Raw genomic sequence first — 16,176 nt, 5'->3', positions numbered from 1 at the left:
CGGCCCTCACACGCGACTCAGGCTCAGGTCGTCGACCTGCGACGCCGGGCGCCCGGGCGCCGCTCGCTCGGCCGGGTCACCGGGTCACCGGCCTCCTTGGCCGCGTCCCGGCGCTGCGCGCCGAAGTCCGCCAGCGCCTGGGCCAGCTTGTGGACCGACGGCTCCGGGGACAGGACGTCGACCCGCAGGCCGTGCTCCTCGGCGGTCTTCGCCGTGGCCGGGCCGATACACGCGATCACCGTCACGTTGTGCGGCTTGCCCGCGATACCGACCAGGTTGCGGACCGTGGACGACGAGGTGAAGAGCACCGCGTCGAACCCGCCGCCCTTGATCGCCTCCCGGGTCTCGGCCGGCGGCGGCGAGGCGCGGACCGTGCGGTACGCGGTGACGTCGTCGACCTCCCAGCCCAGCTCGATCAGCCCGGCGACCAGGGTCTCCGTGGCGATGTCGGCACGCGGCAGGAACACCCGGTCGATCGGGTCGAAGACCGGGTCGTACGGCGGCCAGTCCTCCAGCAGACCCGCCGCCGACTGCTCGCCGGACGGCATCAGGTCCGGCTTCACACCGAAGTCCACCAGCGCGGCCCCGGTCTGCTCACCGACGGCCGCGACCTTGATCCCGGCGAACGCACGGGCGTCGAGCCCGTACTCCTCGAACTTCTCCCGCACCGCCTTGACCGCGTTGACCGAGGTGAACGCGATCCACTCGTAGCGGCCCGTGACCAGGCCCTTGACCGCGCGCTCCATCTGCTGGGGCGTACGCGGCGGCTCGACCGCGATCGTCGGGACCTCGTGCGGCACGGCACCGTACGAACGCAGCTGGTCGGAGAGCGACGCCGCCTGCTCCTTCGTACGCGGCACGAGCACCTTCCAGCCGAACAGCGGCTTGGACTCGAACCACGCGAGCTGGTCGCGCTGGGCCGCGGAGCTGCGCTCCCCGACCACGGCTATGACGGGCAGGTGCCCGTCCGGCGACGGGAGGACCTTCGCCTGCTTCAGGACCTGGGCGATCGTCCCCAGGGTCGCCGTCCAGGTGCGCTGGCGCGTCGTCGTCCCGGCGATCGTCACCGTGAGCGGGGTGTCGGGCTTGCGGCCAGCCGAGACCAGCTCACCGGCGGCCGCGGCCACCGAGTCGAGCGACGTGGACACCACGGCCGTCGCATCGCTCGCACCGACCTCGGACCAGCAGCGGTCCGACGCCGTACGCGCGTCGACGAAGCGCACATCGGCACCCTGCGCGTCCCGCAGCGGCACACCGGCGTACGCGGGCACACCGACCGCGTTCGCGATGCCGGGCACGACCTCGAACGGCACACCCGCGGCGGCGCAGGCGAGCATCTCGGCGCCCGTGTCGCCGTCCAGGCCGGGGTCGCCCGTGACGGCGCGCACCACCCGCCTGCCGCCCTTCGCTGCCTCCATGACAAGATTGGCGGCATCCCTGAGAACGGGTACACCGGCGGGTGTTGACGCCGTGTCAACAACCGTCAGCTCAGGCGTGCTCACCCCTGCCCGCGCATGGCAGCGAACGACGTCGAGAACGTCAGGTTCGGCTACAAGGACGTCCGCGCTCGCGAGCGCCTCGACGGCGCGCAGAGTCAGCAGTCCCGGGTCGCCGGGACCGGCGCCGAGGAAGGTGACATGCCCTGAGGACAGGACAGGGAAGTCGGATACGACAGGGCCGGTGGGGCTCAAAGTGCTCGCTCCCCCATAAGACCGGCCGCACCCTTGGCGAGCATCTCGGCCGCGAGCTCGCGACCGAGGGCCGCCGCGTCGTCGTGCGACGTGGGGACGGGACCGGTGATGGACAGCTGCACCAGGGAAGTGCCGTCGGTCGAACCGACGACACCGCGCAGGCGCAGTTCGTTGACAACCTGCCCGTCGGCCAGGAGGTCGGCCAGCGCACCCACAGGTGCGGAACAGCCGGCCTCCAGGGCGTTGAGCAGGGCGCGCTCGGCGGTCACGGCGACCCGGGTGTACGGGTCGTCGAGCTCGGCGAGTGCTGCGGCGAGGTCCGCGCTGCTTTCAGCGCATTCGACCGCCAGTGCTCCCTGGCCGGGAGCGGGCAGGACGGTGTCGACCGGCAGGAAGCCGGTGACCTCGTCCGTGCGTCCGAGGCGGCTGAGCCCGGCGGCGGCGAGTACCACCGCGTCCAGCTCGCCGCTCCGTACAAAACCGATGCGCGTATCGACGTTGCCGCGGATCGCGACGGTCTCTATCTCGAGGCCGTGCGAGCGGGCGTACGCGTTGAGCTGCGCCATGCGGCGCGGCGAGCCGGTGCCGATGCGGGCACCGGGCGGCAGCTGCTCGAAGGTCAGCCCGTCCCGCGCCACCAGTGCGTCGCGCGGGTCCTCGCGCGTCGGCACCGCGGCCAGGACGAGACCCTCGGGCTGCGTGGTCGGAAGGTCCTTCAGCGAGTGGACCGCGAAGTCCACCTCGCCGCTCAGGAGCGCCTCGCGGAGAGCGGCGACGAACACACCGGTCCCGCCGATCTGCGCCAGGTGCTCCCGGGACACGTCCCCGTACGTGGTGATCTCGACGAGCTCGACGGCACGCCCGGTCACCTCGCGGACCGCATCAGCGACCATGCCGGACTGCGCCATGGCGAGCTTGCTGCGCCGGGTGCCTAGCCGGAGCGGTGTGGTGGTCTCCCCGCCCAGGGGTGAGTTGTCGGTCATGACCGCCCTCTATTCGGGTCGTTCAGGTCTGCCCGTGAGACGGCGGCCACCGTCTGCGGGTCGAGGTCGAAGAGTTCCCGCAGCGCGTCGGCGTACCCGGCGCCGCCGGGCTCGCTGGCGAGCTGCTTGACCCGCACGGTGGGCGCGTGCAGGAGCTTGTCGACGACGCGGCGCACGGTCTGCGTGATCTCGGCGCGCTGCTTCTCGTCCAGGTCGGGGAGGCGTCCGTCGAGCCGCGCGATCTCGCCGGCCACCACATCGGCGGCCATGGTGCGCAGGGCGACGACGGTCGGGGTGATGTGCGCGGCGCGCTGGGCGGCTCCGAAGGCGGCGACCTCGTCGGCGACGATGGTGCGCACCTGGTCCACATCGGCGGCCATCGGGGCGTCCGCGGACGCCTCGGCGAGCGACTCGATGTCGACGAGGCGCACACCGGCGACGCGGTGGGCCGCTCCGTCGATGTCACGCGGCATCGCGAGGTCCAGCAGGTGCAGCCGGGCGGGCCCGGTGGCGGCCGGCCGCACCGGCACCCGGTGCGCCGCACGGTCCCGTGCGGCGGCCGTGGCGGAACCGTTCTCCACCCAGGCGGCGTGCTGGTCCAGCTCGCCGGGCGCGGCGGCGGGGGCCTCGGGCGCCTCCGTCGCGGTCTCGAAGTCGACGCCGAGCGCACCGGCGACCGCCTCCGCGGTCAGCACCAGCCCGGTCGCGCCCGTACAGGACACGACGACGTCGGCACGTGTCAGTTCGTCGGCGACACCGGCCATCGCCACGGCGCGCGCGGTCGGGACACCGGCCTGGCCGAGGAGCTCGACGAGACGGTCGGCGCGCGCCCGGGTCCGGTTGGCGACGGCGATCTCCTCGACGCCCGCACGGGCCAGGGTGGCCGCGGCGAGCGAGGACATCGAGCCCGCGCCGATCACCAGGGCCCGCTTGCCGGCCGCCCAGGCGGTGACGTCCTCGCCGTCGGCCAGCTGCTCGAGGCCGAAGGTGACCAGCGACTGCCCGGCCCGGTCGATTCCGGTCTCGCTGTGGGCCCGCTTGCCGACCCGCAGCGCCTGCTGGAAGAGGTCGTTCAGCAGACGGCCGGCGGTGTGGAGCTCCTGCCCCAGCGCGAGCGCGTCCTTGATCTGGCCGAGGATCTGGCCCTCGCCGACGACCATCGAGTCCAGCCCGCACGCCACCGAGAAGAGGTGGTGGACGGCCCGGTCCTCGTAGTGCACATAAAGATAGGGAGTGAGCTCGTCCAGCCCGACCCCGCTGTGCTGCGCGAGGAGGGTCGACAGCTCGGCGACACCCGCGTGGAACTTGTCCACGTCCGCGTACAGCTCGATGCGGTTGCAGGTGGCCAGGACGGCGGCCTCGGTCGCGGGCTCCGCGGCGAGGGTGTCCTGAAGCAGCTTCGTCCGGGCCTCGACCGCCAGCGACGCCCGCTCCAGTACGGAGACGGGGGCGCTGCGATGGCTCAGACCTACGACCAGGAGACTCATGCCGGCATCACGGCGGGCATGTCCCCGTCAGGTCCCTTCCGGCCGGTGGGGGTGGCGCGCATCGGCGGCGCCTCCTCCTCGTCGTCGGCCTCCACGACCGCCCTGCCGTCGGCAGCGGCCTCCTCGCCGGCCTTCCGCTGCTCGTGGAAGGCGAGGATCTGGAGCTCGATCGAGAGATCGACCTTGCGCACGTCGACGCCGTCCGGCACGGAGAGCACCGTCGGCGCGAAGTTCAGGATGGAGGTCACACCCGCGGCGACCAGCCGGTCGCAGACCTGCTGCGCCGCGCCGGGCGGGGTGGTGATGACGCCGATGGACACACCGTTGTCGCTGATGATCCGGTCCAGGTCATCGGTGTGCTGCACGGCGATCCCGGCCACCGGCGTACCCGCCATCGCGGGGTCGGCGTCGATCAGCGCGGCGACCCGGAAGCCACGGGAGGCGAACCCGCCGTAGTTGGCGAGGGCGGCGCCGAGGTTACCGATGCCGACGATCGCGACCGGCCAGTCCTGGGTGAGCCCGAGTTCGCGGGAGATCTGGTAGACGAGATACTCGACGTCGTACCCGACACCACGCGTGCCGTAGGAGCCCAGGTAGCTGAAGTCCTTGCGCAGCTTGGCGGAGTTGACCCCCGCCGCCGCGGCGAGTTCCTCGGAGGAAACCGTGGGGACCGAGCGCTCGGAGAGCGCCGTCAGTGCGCGGAGATACAGCGGAAGCCGGGCGACGGTGGCCTCGGGAATTCCTCGGCTACGGGTCGCCGGTCGGTGAGTTCGGCCAGTTGCCACGGTGCTCCTGCGGGATGAGCGGGGCTGCAGGCGGCCGTATGTCCTATGACCGCCCCGTCGACAGCAGGCTATGTCTTTGTGAACGCGTGCACAAAGATAGTGTCCGTTTTGTCTGGTCAAAGTGACCGGGGTCACGCATATTCCCTGCGTGATCCCGGAACCGGGGACGCCATCAGCCCGTTGCAGGCCCGAAGGGGGCAAGACGGTACACACTCCTCAAGTCCACGCCCCCGAGACCACTCAAAACGCCCATGATGTTAACCGGGTTTCGCAGAGGAAGCCCCCTCACGTACGCAGTGCCGTGCGCAGCCGTGCCGCGTCCACCCGCCAGAACGTGTGCTGTTCGTCGTCGATCAGGACCACCGGGATCTGCTCCCAGTACTCCTTGTACAGCGCCTCGTCCCGCGTGATGTCCTTCTCCACCCAGGACGCGCCGGTCTCCTCGCAGACCGCGCTCACCACCAGCCGCGCGTCGTCGCAGAGGTGACAACCGGGCTTCCCCACGAGGGTCACCACCCGGTCCGCGGGCTTCTTCTTCGTACGGCGCAGCAGAGCACTCATACCTTCATTCTGCTCCCCCGGACGGACTCCTCCGGGTCCGCCGGGTGCGCGGAATCACCCGTTTAACGCCCTGGTCCCGGAGAGTTCACACCGCCGCATCCCGCCGGGTCGGGAACAGCCGAACAGAATGGCTATGCTCACGACATGGCCGCTCTTGGATGGCTCACCCCCCGCAGGCGCCCCGCCACGGCACGCAGCGTGCTCGCAGGCGAGGCCGCCGCCGAGGCCGCGCAGAAGTCGGCCCTCCCGGCCGGCGCCGAAGAACTGCGCACCACCCCGGAGGAGACCCGGGAACCCGCGTTCCCGGTGGCCGGTGACACCCGGGCCGCGGCCTTCTTCGACCTCGACAACACCGTGATGCAGGGCGCCGCGATCTTCCACTTCGGCCGCGGCCTGTACAAGCGGAAGTTCTTCCAGCGGCGCGAGCTCACCCGGTTCGCCTGGCAGCAGGCCTGGTTCAGGCTGGCCGGCGTCGAGGACCCGGAGCACATGCAGGACGCCCGCGACAGCGCGCTGTCCATCGTCAAGGGCCACCGCGTCTCCGAGCTGATGTCCATCGGCGAGGAGATCTACGACGAGTACATGGCCGACCGCATCTGGCCCGGCACCCGCGCCCTCGCCCAGGCCCACCTCGACGCGGGCCAGAAGGTCTGGCTGGTCACCGCCGCCCCGGTGGAGACCGCCACGATCATCGCCCGCAGGCTGGGCCTCACCGGAGCCCTGGGCACGGTCGCCGAGTCGGTCGACGGCGTCTACACGGGCCGGCTGGTCGGCGAACCCCTGCACGGCCCCGCCAAGGCCGAGGCGGTGCGCGCGCTGGCGGCGGCCGAGGGCCTGGACCTGGAGCGCTGCGCCGCGTACAGCGACTCGCACAACGACATCCCCATGCTGTCCCTGGTCGGCCACCCGTACGCGATCAACCCGGACTCCAAGCTGCGCAAGCACGCCCGCTCCCTGGACTGGCGGCTCCGCGACTACCGCACGGGCCGCAAGGCGGCCAAGGTCGGCATCCCCGCCGCGGCGGGCGTCGGCGCGCTGGCCGGAGGCACGGCCGCCGCGGTGGCGCTCCACCGCCGCCGCCGCTGACCCGCCCTCTCCTCGCACCCCTCTCGCGGCACCCCTCTCGGCGCCGCCGTGCGGCGTGGAAGCGGCACGCCCGGGGACGTACGCCCAATCGGGAGCGGAACAGTGGCACGGACACCCATCGCTCCGGCCAGTCGCGTTGTGTGCGGGCGACCACAACCCGTCGCCCCCGCAGGCAGTTCCCGAAGCTATTCGATCAATAACCGGTCACGATGTGCCACTTGAACCGTCACTTAGAGGTTACGGAAGCGACGTAACCGGTGATTTGAGCAACTGGGTGTAGCACGGCCTGTACGAAGCGTTATTCTCCTCAGACGCACAAGGAGCCCGTCACCCGCTACCACGAGTGACGGATTTCCAACTGCACGTGATGGAAGCTCTGCCTCTGGGAGTCCCGTGTACCCACACGTCGGGGTTGACACCTCGGGCCTGGCTACGCTGCGCGCAACGGTCCTCGACCACTTGCGCGGCTTCGTCCCCACCGCGTACGCCGTCCCCCAATTCGCCACCCCTGTACCTGCCGGCCCTTGCTACGCGCTGGCCGAACGCAGCGCGGCCGTCGGAAGACGCACCAGCCGCGGCACTGCGGCTGCCGCGTCGTCGGCTCCCGTCCGCCGCCCGACCGCCGACAGCGACAGCGCGCGCATGATGGATCTCGTCGAGCGCGCGCAGGCCGGTGAGGCCGAGGCCTTCGGCCGCCTGTACGACCAGTACAGCGACACCGTGTACCGGTACATCTACTACCGCGTGGGAGGCAAGGCGACGGCGGAGGACCTCACCAGTGAGACGTTCCTGCGCGCGCTGCGCCGCATCTCCACGTTCACCTGGCAGGGCCGTGACTTCGGCGCCTGGCTGGTCACGATCGCCCGCAACCTGGTCGCCGACCACTTCAAATCCAGTCGTTTCCGGCTGGAAGTGACCACCGGCGAAATGCTCGACGCCAACGAGGTCGCGCGGAGCCCGGAGGACTCCGTCCTGGAGTCCCTCTCCAACGCCGCACTGCTGCAAGCCGTACGCCGGCTCAACCCGCAGCAGCAGGAGTGCGTGACCCTGAGATTCCTGCAGGGCCTCTCGGTCGCCGAGACCGCCCGGGTCATGGGGAAGAACGAGGGCGCGATCAAAACCTTGCAGTACCGGGCCGTGCGCACGCTCGCACGACTCCTGCCGGACGACGCCCGCTGACGTCACCATCCGTGACGTGTCCGTGACACACCGATCGGATCATCTCCTGTCCGTAACCCAACTGCCGCGCCACTCGTTGTGCCGGATGCAGGCCCCCTGTCGCCCCACCTGACCGCTTTCACACGTCGCTCGATCGTGTGGAAACGCCTCCGGTGGGCAACCTTCCGGACCCTCAGGGGAGTCGACCGTCATGACGAGAGGAGGTGCCGCCAGTGATCGCAAACGTCTCGGCACACCGGCGGGCGAACGCCTTCGCCCAGGCCCTGGAGGAGCAGTCCCCCGAGGGTGCGGCGGCCGTACAGCCCGAGGACCCGGCCCAACCGGCCGACCACGGACCGCTGTTGGCCCTGGCGAACGGCCTCGGTGAGCTACCGGAGCCGCAATTCGATCCCGAGGTCAAAGTGGTGCAGCGAGCCCAGCTCCTCGCGGCCATGGAGACCATGTTCGCCGAAGGCGGTGCGCCCACGGTCCCTACCGTGCCCGAACAGCGGAGCAAGGGAGCCCACCGGGCCTCCCCGATCCGGAGGCTGCGTCCCCGCTCCCGCTGGGCGAAGGGCCTCACCGCCGGCGGGCTCACGGTGGGTGTGGCCGCGGGAGCATTCGGCGGAGTGGCCGCTGCCAGTTCCGACGCCCTGCCCGGTGATTCCCTCTACCCGCTCAAGCGCGGCATGGAGGACCTCAGCCTCGGCATGGCCAACGGCGACGCCGACCGGGGCGAGGTCTACCTCGACCAGGCGTCGACCCGTCTCAGCGAGGCCCGCCGGCTGATGGAGCGGGGCCGCTCGGGCGAGCTGGACCACGAGTCGATCAGCGAGGTCAGGCGCGCGCTCGACGGCATGACGCACGACGCCACCGAGGGCCACCGCCTGCTCAGCAGCGCCTACCGGCGCGACGGCGCCATCGGCCCCATCCAGACGCTGGACACCTTCTCCCGCTCGCACCGCGCGAGCTGGAGCAGCCTCCGTGACCGGCTGCCCGTCCAGCTGACCGACATCAGCGACAAGGTCAGCTCGGTCTTCGAGGCCATGGACCAGGAAGTGGCCCCGCTGAAGTCCCTGCTGCCCCGCACACCGGGCACCGGGGAGGACGCGCCTCCGGCCGGTTCCACCCAGGAGGACCGGGACTCCGCGGCCCCGGGCCACAAGGCTCCGTCCTCGTCCGCCGCACCCGACGACAGCGCGTCCACCAGCGCCACGCCGAAGCCCTCGGGCTCCGGCAGCAGTTCCGCCGACGGCCTCATCGGCGGCGGCACCGACGGTCTGCTGGACGACCTGCCGACGGACGGCACCACCCCGTCGTCCCCGGGCGGCACCTCCGGCACGTCCCCCGCACCGGACGTCACCCTGCCGCCGCTGCTCCCGGGCCTGCTGCCCGGCCTCGGCATCCACGGCGAGGACGTCGACCAATAGGACGACCGTACGAGGGGAGGGGGCCGTCCGCACCGGACGGCCCCCTCCTCGCGTCGGCCGGAAGCCGGATCAGAAGAAGACCGACCGGCGCTGCACCAGCAGCTTGTACAGCGTGTGCTGGATCTGCTCCCGCACCTGGTCCGTCAGGTTGAACATCAGCATCGGGTCCTCCGCGGCCTCCGGCGGATACCCGTCCGTGGGGATCGGCTCCCCGAACTGGATCGTCCACTTCGTCGGCAGCGGCAGCGCGCCCAGCGGTCCCAGCCACGGGAAGGTCGGCGTGATCGGGAAGTACGGGACGCCCAGGATCCGCGCCAGCGTCTTCGAGTTGCCGATCATCGGGTAGATCTCCTCCGCGCCCACGATCGAGCACGGCACGATCGGCACCCCGGCCCGCAGCGCCGTCGACACGAAGCCGCCCCGCCCGAAGCGCTGCAGCTTGTACCGCTCGCCGAACGGCTTCCCGATGCCCTTGAAGCCCTCCGGCATCACCCCGACGACCTCACCGCGCTGCAGCAGCCGCTCGGCGTCCTCGGCGCACGCGAGGGTGTGCCCGGCCTTCCTGGCCAGCTCGTTGACGACCGGGAGCATGAAGACGAGATCGGCCGCGAGGAGCCGCAGATGCCGCTCCGCCGGGTGGTTGTCGTGCACCGCGACCTGGAGCATCAGCCCGTCCAGCGGCAGCGTCCCGGAGTGGTTGGCCACGATGAGCGCCCCGCCCTCGGACGGGATGTTCTCGATGCCCTTCACCTCGACCCGGAAGTACGTGTCCGCGAGCGGCCGCAGCATCGACATGAGGACCTGGTCGGTCAGCTCCTTGTCGTAGCCGAACTCGTCGACCTCGTAATCACCGGTGAGCCGGCGCCGCAGGAACGCGAGCCCGCCCGCGATCCGCCGGTCCCAGCCGCTCACGGAACCCTCCCCGTCGTCCTGGGAGGGCCCGCCGGCGGCCTCCGCGGCCCCTTCGGGCACCTGGCCGCCCGGAAGGGCGCTCACGGGCGCGGGACCGCCCTGTGGAGGCGTCCGGTCCCGGCCGCCCGGCAGCGTGCCCCTGCGCCGCCCCGCGCCGGAGCGCGAACGGTCGTCGTCGAACGGAATGACCTTGGCGTCCGCCATCGTCGGTCGCGCTCCTCTACCTGGCGCCGTCAGTCGAATGTGTCCTGCCGATCGGCAGCTCCGCCAGCCTCCCGACCGCTCTGCCCACCCGCTCGGGCGGCAGCAGACCCGGCCCCCGGCTCCGCGCGAACTCCGCGAACGTCCCCGCCGTGGTGAACTTCGGCCGGAAGCCGAGCGTCTCGCGCATCTGCACCGTCGAGACGACCCGGCCGTGGGTGAGCAGCCGGATCTGCTCCGGCGAGAAGTCCGTCATGCCGATCGTACGGAGCGCCGACCCCACCCAGGTCACGGCGGGCAGCAGCACCGGCACGGTCGGCCGCCCCAGCCGGCGCGAACACTGCGAGAGCAGCAGCACACCGTCGCCCGCGATGTTGAACGTGCCGCTGTTCAGCGTTCCGCGCCGGGGTTCACGGGCGGCGATCTCCAGTACGTCGACGACGTCGTCCTCGTGGACGAACTGCAGCCGGGGGTCGTACCCGAGGACCGTCGGCAGGACCGGCAGCGCCAGATAGTCGGCGAGCGGGGAGTCCGGCTCGGGCCCCAGGATGTTCGCGAACCTCAGGACGCACACGGCCACGTCCGGGCGGCGGCGGGCGAAGCCTCGGACGTAACCCTCGACCTCCACGGCGTCCTTGGCGAATCCGCCGCTGGGCAGGGACTTGGGGGGCGTCGTCTCGGTGAAGACCGCGGGGTCCCGGGGGGCGGAGCCGTACACGTTCGTGCTGGACTTCACCACGAGCCGCTGCACGGTCGGGGACTTCTGGCAGGCACCGAGCAGCTGCATCGTGCCGATGACGTTGGTCTCCTTGACCGTCGTCCGGCCGCCCGCGCCCAGCGCCTTCGCGGAGACGTCCAGGTGGACGACCGTGTCGACGGAGTGCTCGGCGAGGACCCTCGCGATCGCCGACTGTCTGATGTCCGCCAGGACGAACGCGGCGTCCCCCAGCTGATGATCCGGCGCGACCGCGTCCACGGCGATCACCCGGTCCACACCGGGGTCCCGCTGGATACGCCGCACGAAACGGCCTCCGAGCTGCCGGGCCGCACCTGTGACGAGCACGATCTTCCCCAAGATCAGCGCCTTCCGTCGATCGTTCACCGAGCGGGGGTCATCCCCTGGCCGTCACCGTAGTCGCTGGATGTTGCCCTGTGATGACCCCGGGCGGGCTTTGCCGGGCGGATGGCGCGAATACCACCGGATCCGCCGCACACAAGGCCCGGATACGCACCGAGGCCCTCCCGCCAGGACGGCGGAAGGGCCTCGGACTCACGAACTGCGTTCGCTTACTTCTTGTTGCGACGCTGAACGCGCGTGCGCTTGAGCAGCTTGCGGTGCTTCTTCTTGGCCATCCGCTTGCGCCGCTTCTTGATAACAGAGCCCACGACTACCCTCGCTCACTTCTTCTTCACTGGTGCGGGGCGTCTGGGCCCACACGACCTACGTCGGCCTAGCCTACCCGCCACCGCGTGAGGGGCGTAATCCGAGGGCGACGTCAGGCCGACTCCACCCCCACGAAGGACTCTCGGAGATACTCGTGAACCGCTTGCTCCGGGACCCGGAAGGACCTTCCCACCCTGATCGCCGGCAGATGACCGCTGTGCACCAAGCGGTACACGGTCATCTTCGACACCCTCATGACCGAGGCGACTTCCGCCACGGTCAGAAACTTGACCTCGTTGAGAGGCCTCTCGCTGCCAGCAGCCATGACCCACCTGTACCTTCCGCACGAGACGCGCACCGGCTTCCCCTCCGGTGACTCTTCGTCGTTGTGCGCTCACTCCCCAGATTAGGGGCGGGTGATGCGAGTGGGGAAGAGGTGAGACGATCGGCCGCCTACTGTGACAGACACGCCCGATTGAGTACATACCGAGCGAGAGGCCGGTAGTAGTCCGCCCGTACGCCGTCGTCCAGCGGCACGGCGACGGACACCCGCCCCTCCGCCTCCCCCACGAACAGCGCCGGGTCATCCGTATCGGCCAGCCCGATGGCCTCGATGCCCAGCTGACCTGCCCCGCAGACCCATCCGTGGTCCCCCACCACCAGTTCGGGCAGCACCCCACGCGCGTCGACGGCCTCCTCCAGCACGGCCCGGACCGGCAGCGGGGAGTGGGTGTGTGCGCCGGTGGCACTCCCGGAGAGCCGCACGCCCGGTTCGCGCACCAGCGCGACGCCCCGTACGTGGTCAAGGGCGTACGTGCGTACGCCGAACCGGGTCGTTATGTCGACACTGCGACCCTGCGCGGGGATGAGCACCGCGCACCCCGCCGCCGACAAAGCGTCTGCCAACCCGGCGTAGAACCCCAGCAGCCGGTGCGGATGCCCGGTGCCGAACAGCACCGGCGCCCGCCTCTCCGCAGCCCCGGCGAGCCGCTCGGCGAACGCGTCCAGCGCCGCCAGCGTCCGCTCGGGATCGATCACATCCGGCCCTGACACATGATCAGGATCGTTCGACACCCCGCACTTGTCGGCCATCAGCCGCAGCAGGTCACGCTCCCCCCAGGCCCGGTCCGGGTCGAGCCCGAGCAGCACCCGGGGGTCTCGCGCGGCGAAAAGCCGGTAACTCCGCAGACTGGTCTCCCGCGGCGTGGCCACGGGCCCGGCGAGCCGGGCCGCCAGCAGGTGGGCGCGCAGCGCTCCGGTGCTCAACACCCTCCCGATGCTCCCGCACCGGGCCCGCCACCGGGCCGGAACCCGGATACCGCCCCACCGTTGGCGTAACCGCGGCCTCAGGCCAGCAGCCCCCGCAGCGGGAACGCCGACCGCCGCGTCGCCAGCACCGCCTGGTCCAGCCGGTCCGCCGGGTCGTACCCGTCCTCCCACGGCTTCCACGACGGCGTACGGCCGTCCGTCATCCGCCCCGGCCCCAACTGCCGCGTACGGGCGTAGACCTCGTCCCGCCACGACGACGGGATGACCGACTCCGGGTCCACCGGCGCATGCGCGGCGATCCCCACGAGATGGGTCCAGGACCGCGGCACCACATCCACCACCGCGTAACCGCCCCCGCCCAGCGCCACCCAGCGCCCGTCCTCGGCACAGCTGTGCGCGAGGTCGTGACAGGCCTCCATCACGGCCCGCTGGGCGTCCAGGGACACCGCGAGATGGGCCAGCGGGTCCTCGAAGTGCGTATCCGCGCCGTGCTGGGTCACCAGCACCTGTGGCCGGAACTCCTCCAGCAGCTCGGGCACCACCGCGTGGAACGCCCGCAGCCACCCGGCATCGCCCGTCCCCGCCGGGAGCGCCACGTTCACCGCACCGCCCTCACCCGCCCCGGCACCGGTCTCCTCCGGCCAGCCGGTCTGCGGGAACAGCGTGCGCGGGTGCTCGTGCAGCGACACGGTCAGCACCCGGGGGTCCTCCCAGAACGCCGCCTGCACCCCGTCGCCGTGGTGGACGTCCACATCGACGTACGCCACGCGCTCGGCGCCCAGCTCCAGCAGCCGGGCGATCGCCAGCGCCGGATCGTTGTACACGCAGAAGCCCGAGGCCGCCCCGGGCATCGCGTGGTGCAGCCCGCCCGTGAAGTTCACGGCGTGCTCGCTCTCCCCGCGCCACACCGCCTCGGCGGCACCCACCGAGAGCCCGGCGATCAGCGCGGACGCCTCGTGCATCCCCGCGAAGGCCGGATCGTCGACGGTCCCCAGCCCGTACGCCTGGTCGGCGGTGCCCGGAGCCGCGGACGCGGCCCGCACGGCCGCCACGTAGTCCTCACGGTGCACGAGCCGCAGCGTGGAGTCCCCGGCGGACCTGGCCGACCGGACATCCACCGACCCGTCCAGGCCGTACGCCCGCACCAGCCCCATCGTCAGGGCGAGTCTCACCGGATCCATGGGGTGACTGGACCCGAAGTCGTATCCCGTTACTGCCTCATCCCACATCAGCCGCGCGCGCCCGCTCATGCCCGCCACCGTATCGGGCGGGCTCCGACCCGAACGACCGGGCGTACACCAGCGTCGCGAGGACCAGCACCATGGGCACGAGCATCGCCCCCCGGTAACTCCACGCGTCCCCCAGCGCCCCCACGAGCGGAGAGCCCACGAGGAAGCCCACGTAGTTGAAGACGTTCAGCCGGGCCACGGCCACATCGCTCGCCCCGGGGAACATCCGCCCCGCGGCGGCGAAGGTCTGCGGAACGATCACGCAGAGCCCCAGTCCCAGCAGGGTGAAGCCGAGCATCCCCCACCAGGCACCGGGCGCCGCGGCCACCACCGCGAACCCGGCGGCGGCCAGCACACTGCCGCCCCGCACCACGGCCACCGCCCCGAACCGCCGCACCCCGAGGTCACCGACGGCCCGCCCCAGCAGCGTCGTCACCATGTAGACGTTGTACGGAACCGTCGCCAGCTGCTCCGAACTGCCCAGCACGTCCTGCAGATACTTCGCGCTCCAGTTGGAGACGGTCGAGTCACCGATGTACGCGAACGCCATCACCAGGCAGAGCGGCAGCAGCAGCCTGAACGGCACGGAGGCGCCCCGCGCGGGCTCCGCCCCCACCGGATCCCCGCCGGCCTTCCCCTCGACGTACCACCGGCTCCCGATCAACGCCGCCGGCAGCAGGACGACCACCGCCGGCAGATACGACACCAGCAGCGACAGGTCCCAGTGCGCCCCGGCCCACGCCATCGACGCACCGGCGATGCCACCCAGGCTGTAGGCGGCGTGAAACCCGAGCATGATGCTCCGCCCGTACGCCCGCTGAAGACTGACGCCCATCATGTTCATCGACGCGTCCAGGGCCCCGACCGCCAGCCCGAAGACGCCGAGCGCGAGGGCCACCTGCCACATCTCGCTGCCGGCACCCACCCCGAGCAGGGCCAGCATCACGACGGGCTGCGCCCACCTCAGCACCACCCCGGGCCGTACCCGCGCGACCACCTTCTCGGTGGCCACACTGGCGACCCCCGCCAGAACAGGCACCGCGGCCAGGAAGGCGGGCAGCAGCCCGTCGGATATCCCGTACCGGTCCTGGATGGCGGGGATGCGCGTCACGAGCAGGGCGAACGTCACCCCTTGCACCAGGAAGCTGAGCGCCAGGGAGGCTCTGCCGTACCGCAACCGCGCATCTGTCATGGCCGCGAGCGTAGAGCCCCGGGCTACCGCTGGGTAGATCTGGATCAGGCGAGCAGTTTGGGGAGCTGCGACATGTCGGCGAAGTGTGCGGTGACACCGGCGAGCCGGTCCGCCGGCATCATCGAGGTGAAGCCGTAGACGTCCATCCCCGCGGCCCTGGCGGCCTCGACGCCGAGTGGGCTGTCCTCGATCACGACACACCGCTCGGGGGCGACGCCCATCCGTTCGGCGGCGTGGAGGAACAGGTCCGGGGCGGGCTTGCCTCGCCCCACGTCCTCGGAGCTGAAGATCCACTCCTCCTCGAACCACTGGTCGAGCCCGGTGTTCCGGTGCCCGGCCGCGATCTTCTGGTGGCTTCCGGACGAGGCGACGCAGTACGCCACCCCGTCGGCGACGAGCTCGCCCAGCAGCTCCTCCACCCCGTCGACCGCTGCCAGCTGCTCCGCCTGGAACGCGGCGATGGTCCGGCGGTGCAGCTCCTCGTCGAAGTCCGCGGGCAGCTTCTGGCTCGACCGCTCGTCGACCAGGTCGTGGACCCGGTGGACGGCGGCCCCCATGTAGTCGCGGAGGGACTCCTCGTACGAGGTGGGGTGACCGAGCTCCGTGAGGTAGCCGGCCAGGACGGTGTTGGAGATCGGCTCACTGTCGACGAGCACGCCGTCGTTGTCGAAGATGACCAGTTCGTAGCGCATGGTTCGACCCTAGACGCTCAGAACGCAGAAAAGCCCCGTGCCACAAGGGCACGGGGCTTTCCCGGAATAATTGTTCGGCGGCGTCCTACTCTCCCACAGGGTCCCCCCTGCAGTAC

At 71.2% G+C, this 16,176-nt stretch carries 16 protein-coding genes; 3 read left to right on the top strand and 13 right to left on the bottom strand.

What is annotated here, in order from left to right:
- Positions 1 to 23: 23 nt before the first annotated feature.
- The 5 genes from ACZ607_RS34255 to ACZ607_RS34235 form a co-directional block, all read right to left on the bottom strand.
- On the bottom strand, positions 24 to 1,691 hold the full coding sequence (locus tag ACZ607_RS34255; RefSeq protein WP_469741665.1) for a bifunctional uroporphyrinogen-III C-methyltransferase/uroporphyrinogen-III synthase: 1,668 nt from the start codon (positions 1,689 to 1,691) through the stop codon (positions 24 to 26).
- A complete protein-coding gene (gene hemC, locus ACZ607_RS34250; RefSeq protein ID WP_099177653.1) occupies positions 1,688 to 2,674 on the bottom strand; it encodes a hydroxymethylbilane synthase in 987 nt (328 codons plus the stop codon). Before hemC ends, ACZ607_RS34255 begins: the two co-directional genes overlap by 4 nt.
- Positions 2,671 to 4,161 (bottom strand): glutamyl-tRNA reductase, encoded by a 1,491-nt coding sequence (locus ACZ607_RS34245; RefSeq protein ID WP_469741662.1) that lies wholly within the window; start codon positions 4,159 to 4,161, stop codon positions 2,671 to 2,673. Before ACZ607_RS34245 ends, hemC begins: the two co-directional genes overlap by 4 nt.
- A complete protein-coding gene (locus tag ACZ607_RS34240) occupies positions 4,158 to 4,946 on the bottom strand; it encodes a redox-sensing transcriptional repressor Rex (RefSeq protein ID WP_469741659.1) in 789 nt (262 codons plus the stop codon). The genes ACZ607_RS34245 and ACZ607_RS34240 overlap by 4 nt, the downstream gene beginning before the upstream one ends.
- A gap of 285 nt (positions 4,947 to 5,231) precedes the next feature.
- A complete protein-coding gene (locus ACZ607_RS34235) occupies positions 5,232 to 5,507 on the bottom strand; it encodes a glutaredoxin family protein (protein WP_469741657.1) in 276 nt (91 codons plus the stop codon).
- A gap of 144 nt (positions 5,508 to 5,651) precedes the next feature.
- Between ACZ607_RS34235 and ACZ607_RS34230 the strand changes: the two genes are divergently transcribed.
- The 3 genes from ACZ607_RS34230 (at position 5,652) to ACZ607_RS34220 (ending at position 9,181) form a co-directional block, all read left to right on the top strand.
- Positions 5,652 to 6,593, top strand: coding sequence for an HAD family hydrolase (locus ACZ607_RS34230; RefSeq protein WP_469741655.1), 942 nt, complete (start codon positions 5,652 to 5,654; stop codon positions 6,591 to 6,593).
- 393 nt (positions 6,594 to 6,986) lie between these two features.
- A complete protein-coding gene (locus tag ACZ607_RS34225; protein ID WP_469741651.1) occupies positions 6,987 to 7,772 on the top strand; it encodes an ECF subfamily RNA polymerase sigma factor, BldN family in 786 nt (261 codons plus the stop codon).
- 212 nt (positions 7,773 to 7,984) lie between these two features.
- The gene (locus ACZ607_RS34220; RefSeq protein WP_469741649.1) at positions 7,985 to 9,181 is read left to right on the top strand and encodes a DUF5667 domain-containing protein; all 1,197 of its coding nucleotides are present in this window, start codon (positions 7,985 to 7,987) and stop codon (positions 9,179 to 9,181) included.
- 69 nt (positions 9,182 to 9,250) lie between these two features.
- Here the strand turns inward: ACZ607_RS34220 and ACZ607_RS34215 are convergent, their stop codons facing one another.
- From ACZ607_RS34215 to ACZ607_RS34180, 8 genes are all read right to left on the bottom strand, one after another.
- Positions 9,251 to 10,297, bottom strand: coding sequence for a lysophospholipid acyltransferase family protein (locus ACZ607_RS34215; protein WP_469741647.1), 1,047 nt, complete (start codon positions 10,295 to 10,297; stop codon positions 9,251 to 9,253).
- Between the two features lie 16 nt (positions 10,298 to 10,313).
- Positions 10,314 to 11,369: an NAD-dependent epimerase/dehydratase family protein gene (locus ACZ607_RS34210; RefSeq protein ID WP_469741645.1), complete on the bottom strand. Its 1,056-nt coding sequence runs from the start codon at positions 11,367 to 11,369 to the stop codon at positions 10,314 to 10,316.
- Positions 11,370 to 11,581: 212 nt separating this feature from the next.
- Complete coding sequence (locus ACZ607_RS34205) at positions 11,582 to 11,680, bottom strand: 30S ribosomal protein bS22 (protein WP_003948845.1); 99 nt, start codon at positions 11,678 to 11,680, stop codon at positions 11,582 to 11,584.
- Between the two features lie 110 nt (positions 11,681 to 11,790).
- Entirely contained in the window at positions 11,791 to 12,003 is a 213-nt protein-coding gene (locus tag ACZ607_RS34200) for a helix-turn-helix domain-containing protein (protein ID WP_014046653.1), read from the bottom strand.
- Positions 12,004 to 12,131: 128 nt separating this feature from the next.
- Positions 12,132 to 12,947 (bottom strand): phosphatase, encoded by an 816-nt coding sequence (locus ACZ607_RS34195; RefSeq protein ID WP_469741643.1) that lies wholly within the window; start codon positions 12,945 to 12,947, stop codon positions 12,132 to 12,134.
- 77 nt (positions 12,948 to 13,024) lie between these two features.
- A complete protein-coding gene (locus ACZ607_RS34190; protein ID WP_469741640.1) occupies positions 13,025 to 14,197 on the bottom strand; it encodes an acetoin utilization protein AcuC in 1,173 nt (390 codons plus the stop codon).
- On the bottom strand, positions 14,166 to 15,368 hold the full coding sequence (locus tag ACZ607_RS34185) for an MFS transporter (RefSeq protein ID WP_469741638.1): 1,203 nt from the start codon (positions 15,366 to 15,368) through the stop codon (positions 14,166 to 14,168). Before ACZ607_RS34185 ends, ACZ607_RS34190 begins: the two co-directional genes overlap by 32 nt.
- Before the next feature lie 44 nt (positions 15,369 to 15,412).
- Positions 15,413 to 16,060: an HAD family hydrolase gene (locus tag ACZ607_RS34180; protein WP_469741634.1), complete on the bottom strand. Its 648-nt coding sequence runs from the start codon at positions 16,058 to 16,060 to the stop codon at positions 15,413 to 15,415.
- Between the last annotated feature and the right edge of the window lie 116 nt (positions 16,061 to 16,176).

The organism is Streptomyces sp. NPDC104381 (assembly GCF_055583745.1).
This window is presented reverse-complemented; position numbering and strand designations above follow the sequence as displayed.

Coding starts and splice junctions, on each gene's coding strand:
- hemC (WP_099177653.1), bottom strand. CDS start 2,674: ATGACCGACAACTCACCCCTGGGCGGGGAGACCACCACACCGCTCCGG.
- ACZ607_RS34245 (WP_469741662.1), bottom strand. CDS start 4,161: ATGAGTCTCCTGGTCGTAGGTCTGAGCCATCGCAGCGCCCCCGTCTCC.
- ACZ607_RS34235 (WP_469741657.1), bottom strand. CDS start 5,507: ATGAGTGCTCTGCTGCGCCGTACGAAGAAGAAGCCCGCGGACCGGGTG.
- ACZ607_RS34230 (WP_469741655.1), top strand. CDS start 5,652: ATGGCCGCTCTTGGATGGCTCACCCCCCGCAGGCGCCCCGCCACGGCA.
- ACZ607_RS34215 (WP_469741647.1), bottom strand. CDS start 10,297: ATGGCGGACGCCAAGGTCATTCCGTTCGACGACGACCGTTCGCGCTCC.
- ACZ607_RS34200 (WP_014046653.1), bottom strand. CDS start 12,003: ATGGCTGCTGGCAGCGAGAGGCCTCTCAACGAGGTCAAGTTTCTGACC.
- ACZ607_RS34190 (WP_469741640.1), bottom strand. CDS start 14,197: ATGAGCGGGCGCGCGCGGCTGATGTGGGATGAGGCAGTAACGGGATAC.
- ACZ607_RS34185 (WP_469741638.1), bottom strand. CDS start 15,368: ATGACAGATGCGCGGTTGCGGTACGGCAGAGCCTCCCTGGCGCTCAGC.
- ACZ607_RS34180 (WP_469741634.1), bottom strand. CDS start 16,060: ATGCGCTACGAACTGGTCATCTTCGACAACGACGGCGTGCTCGTCGAC.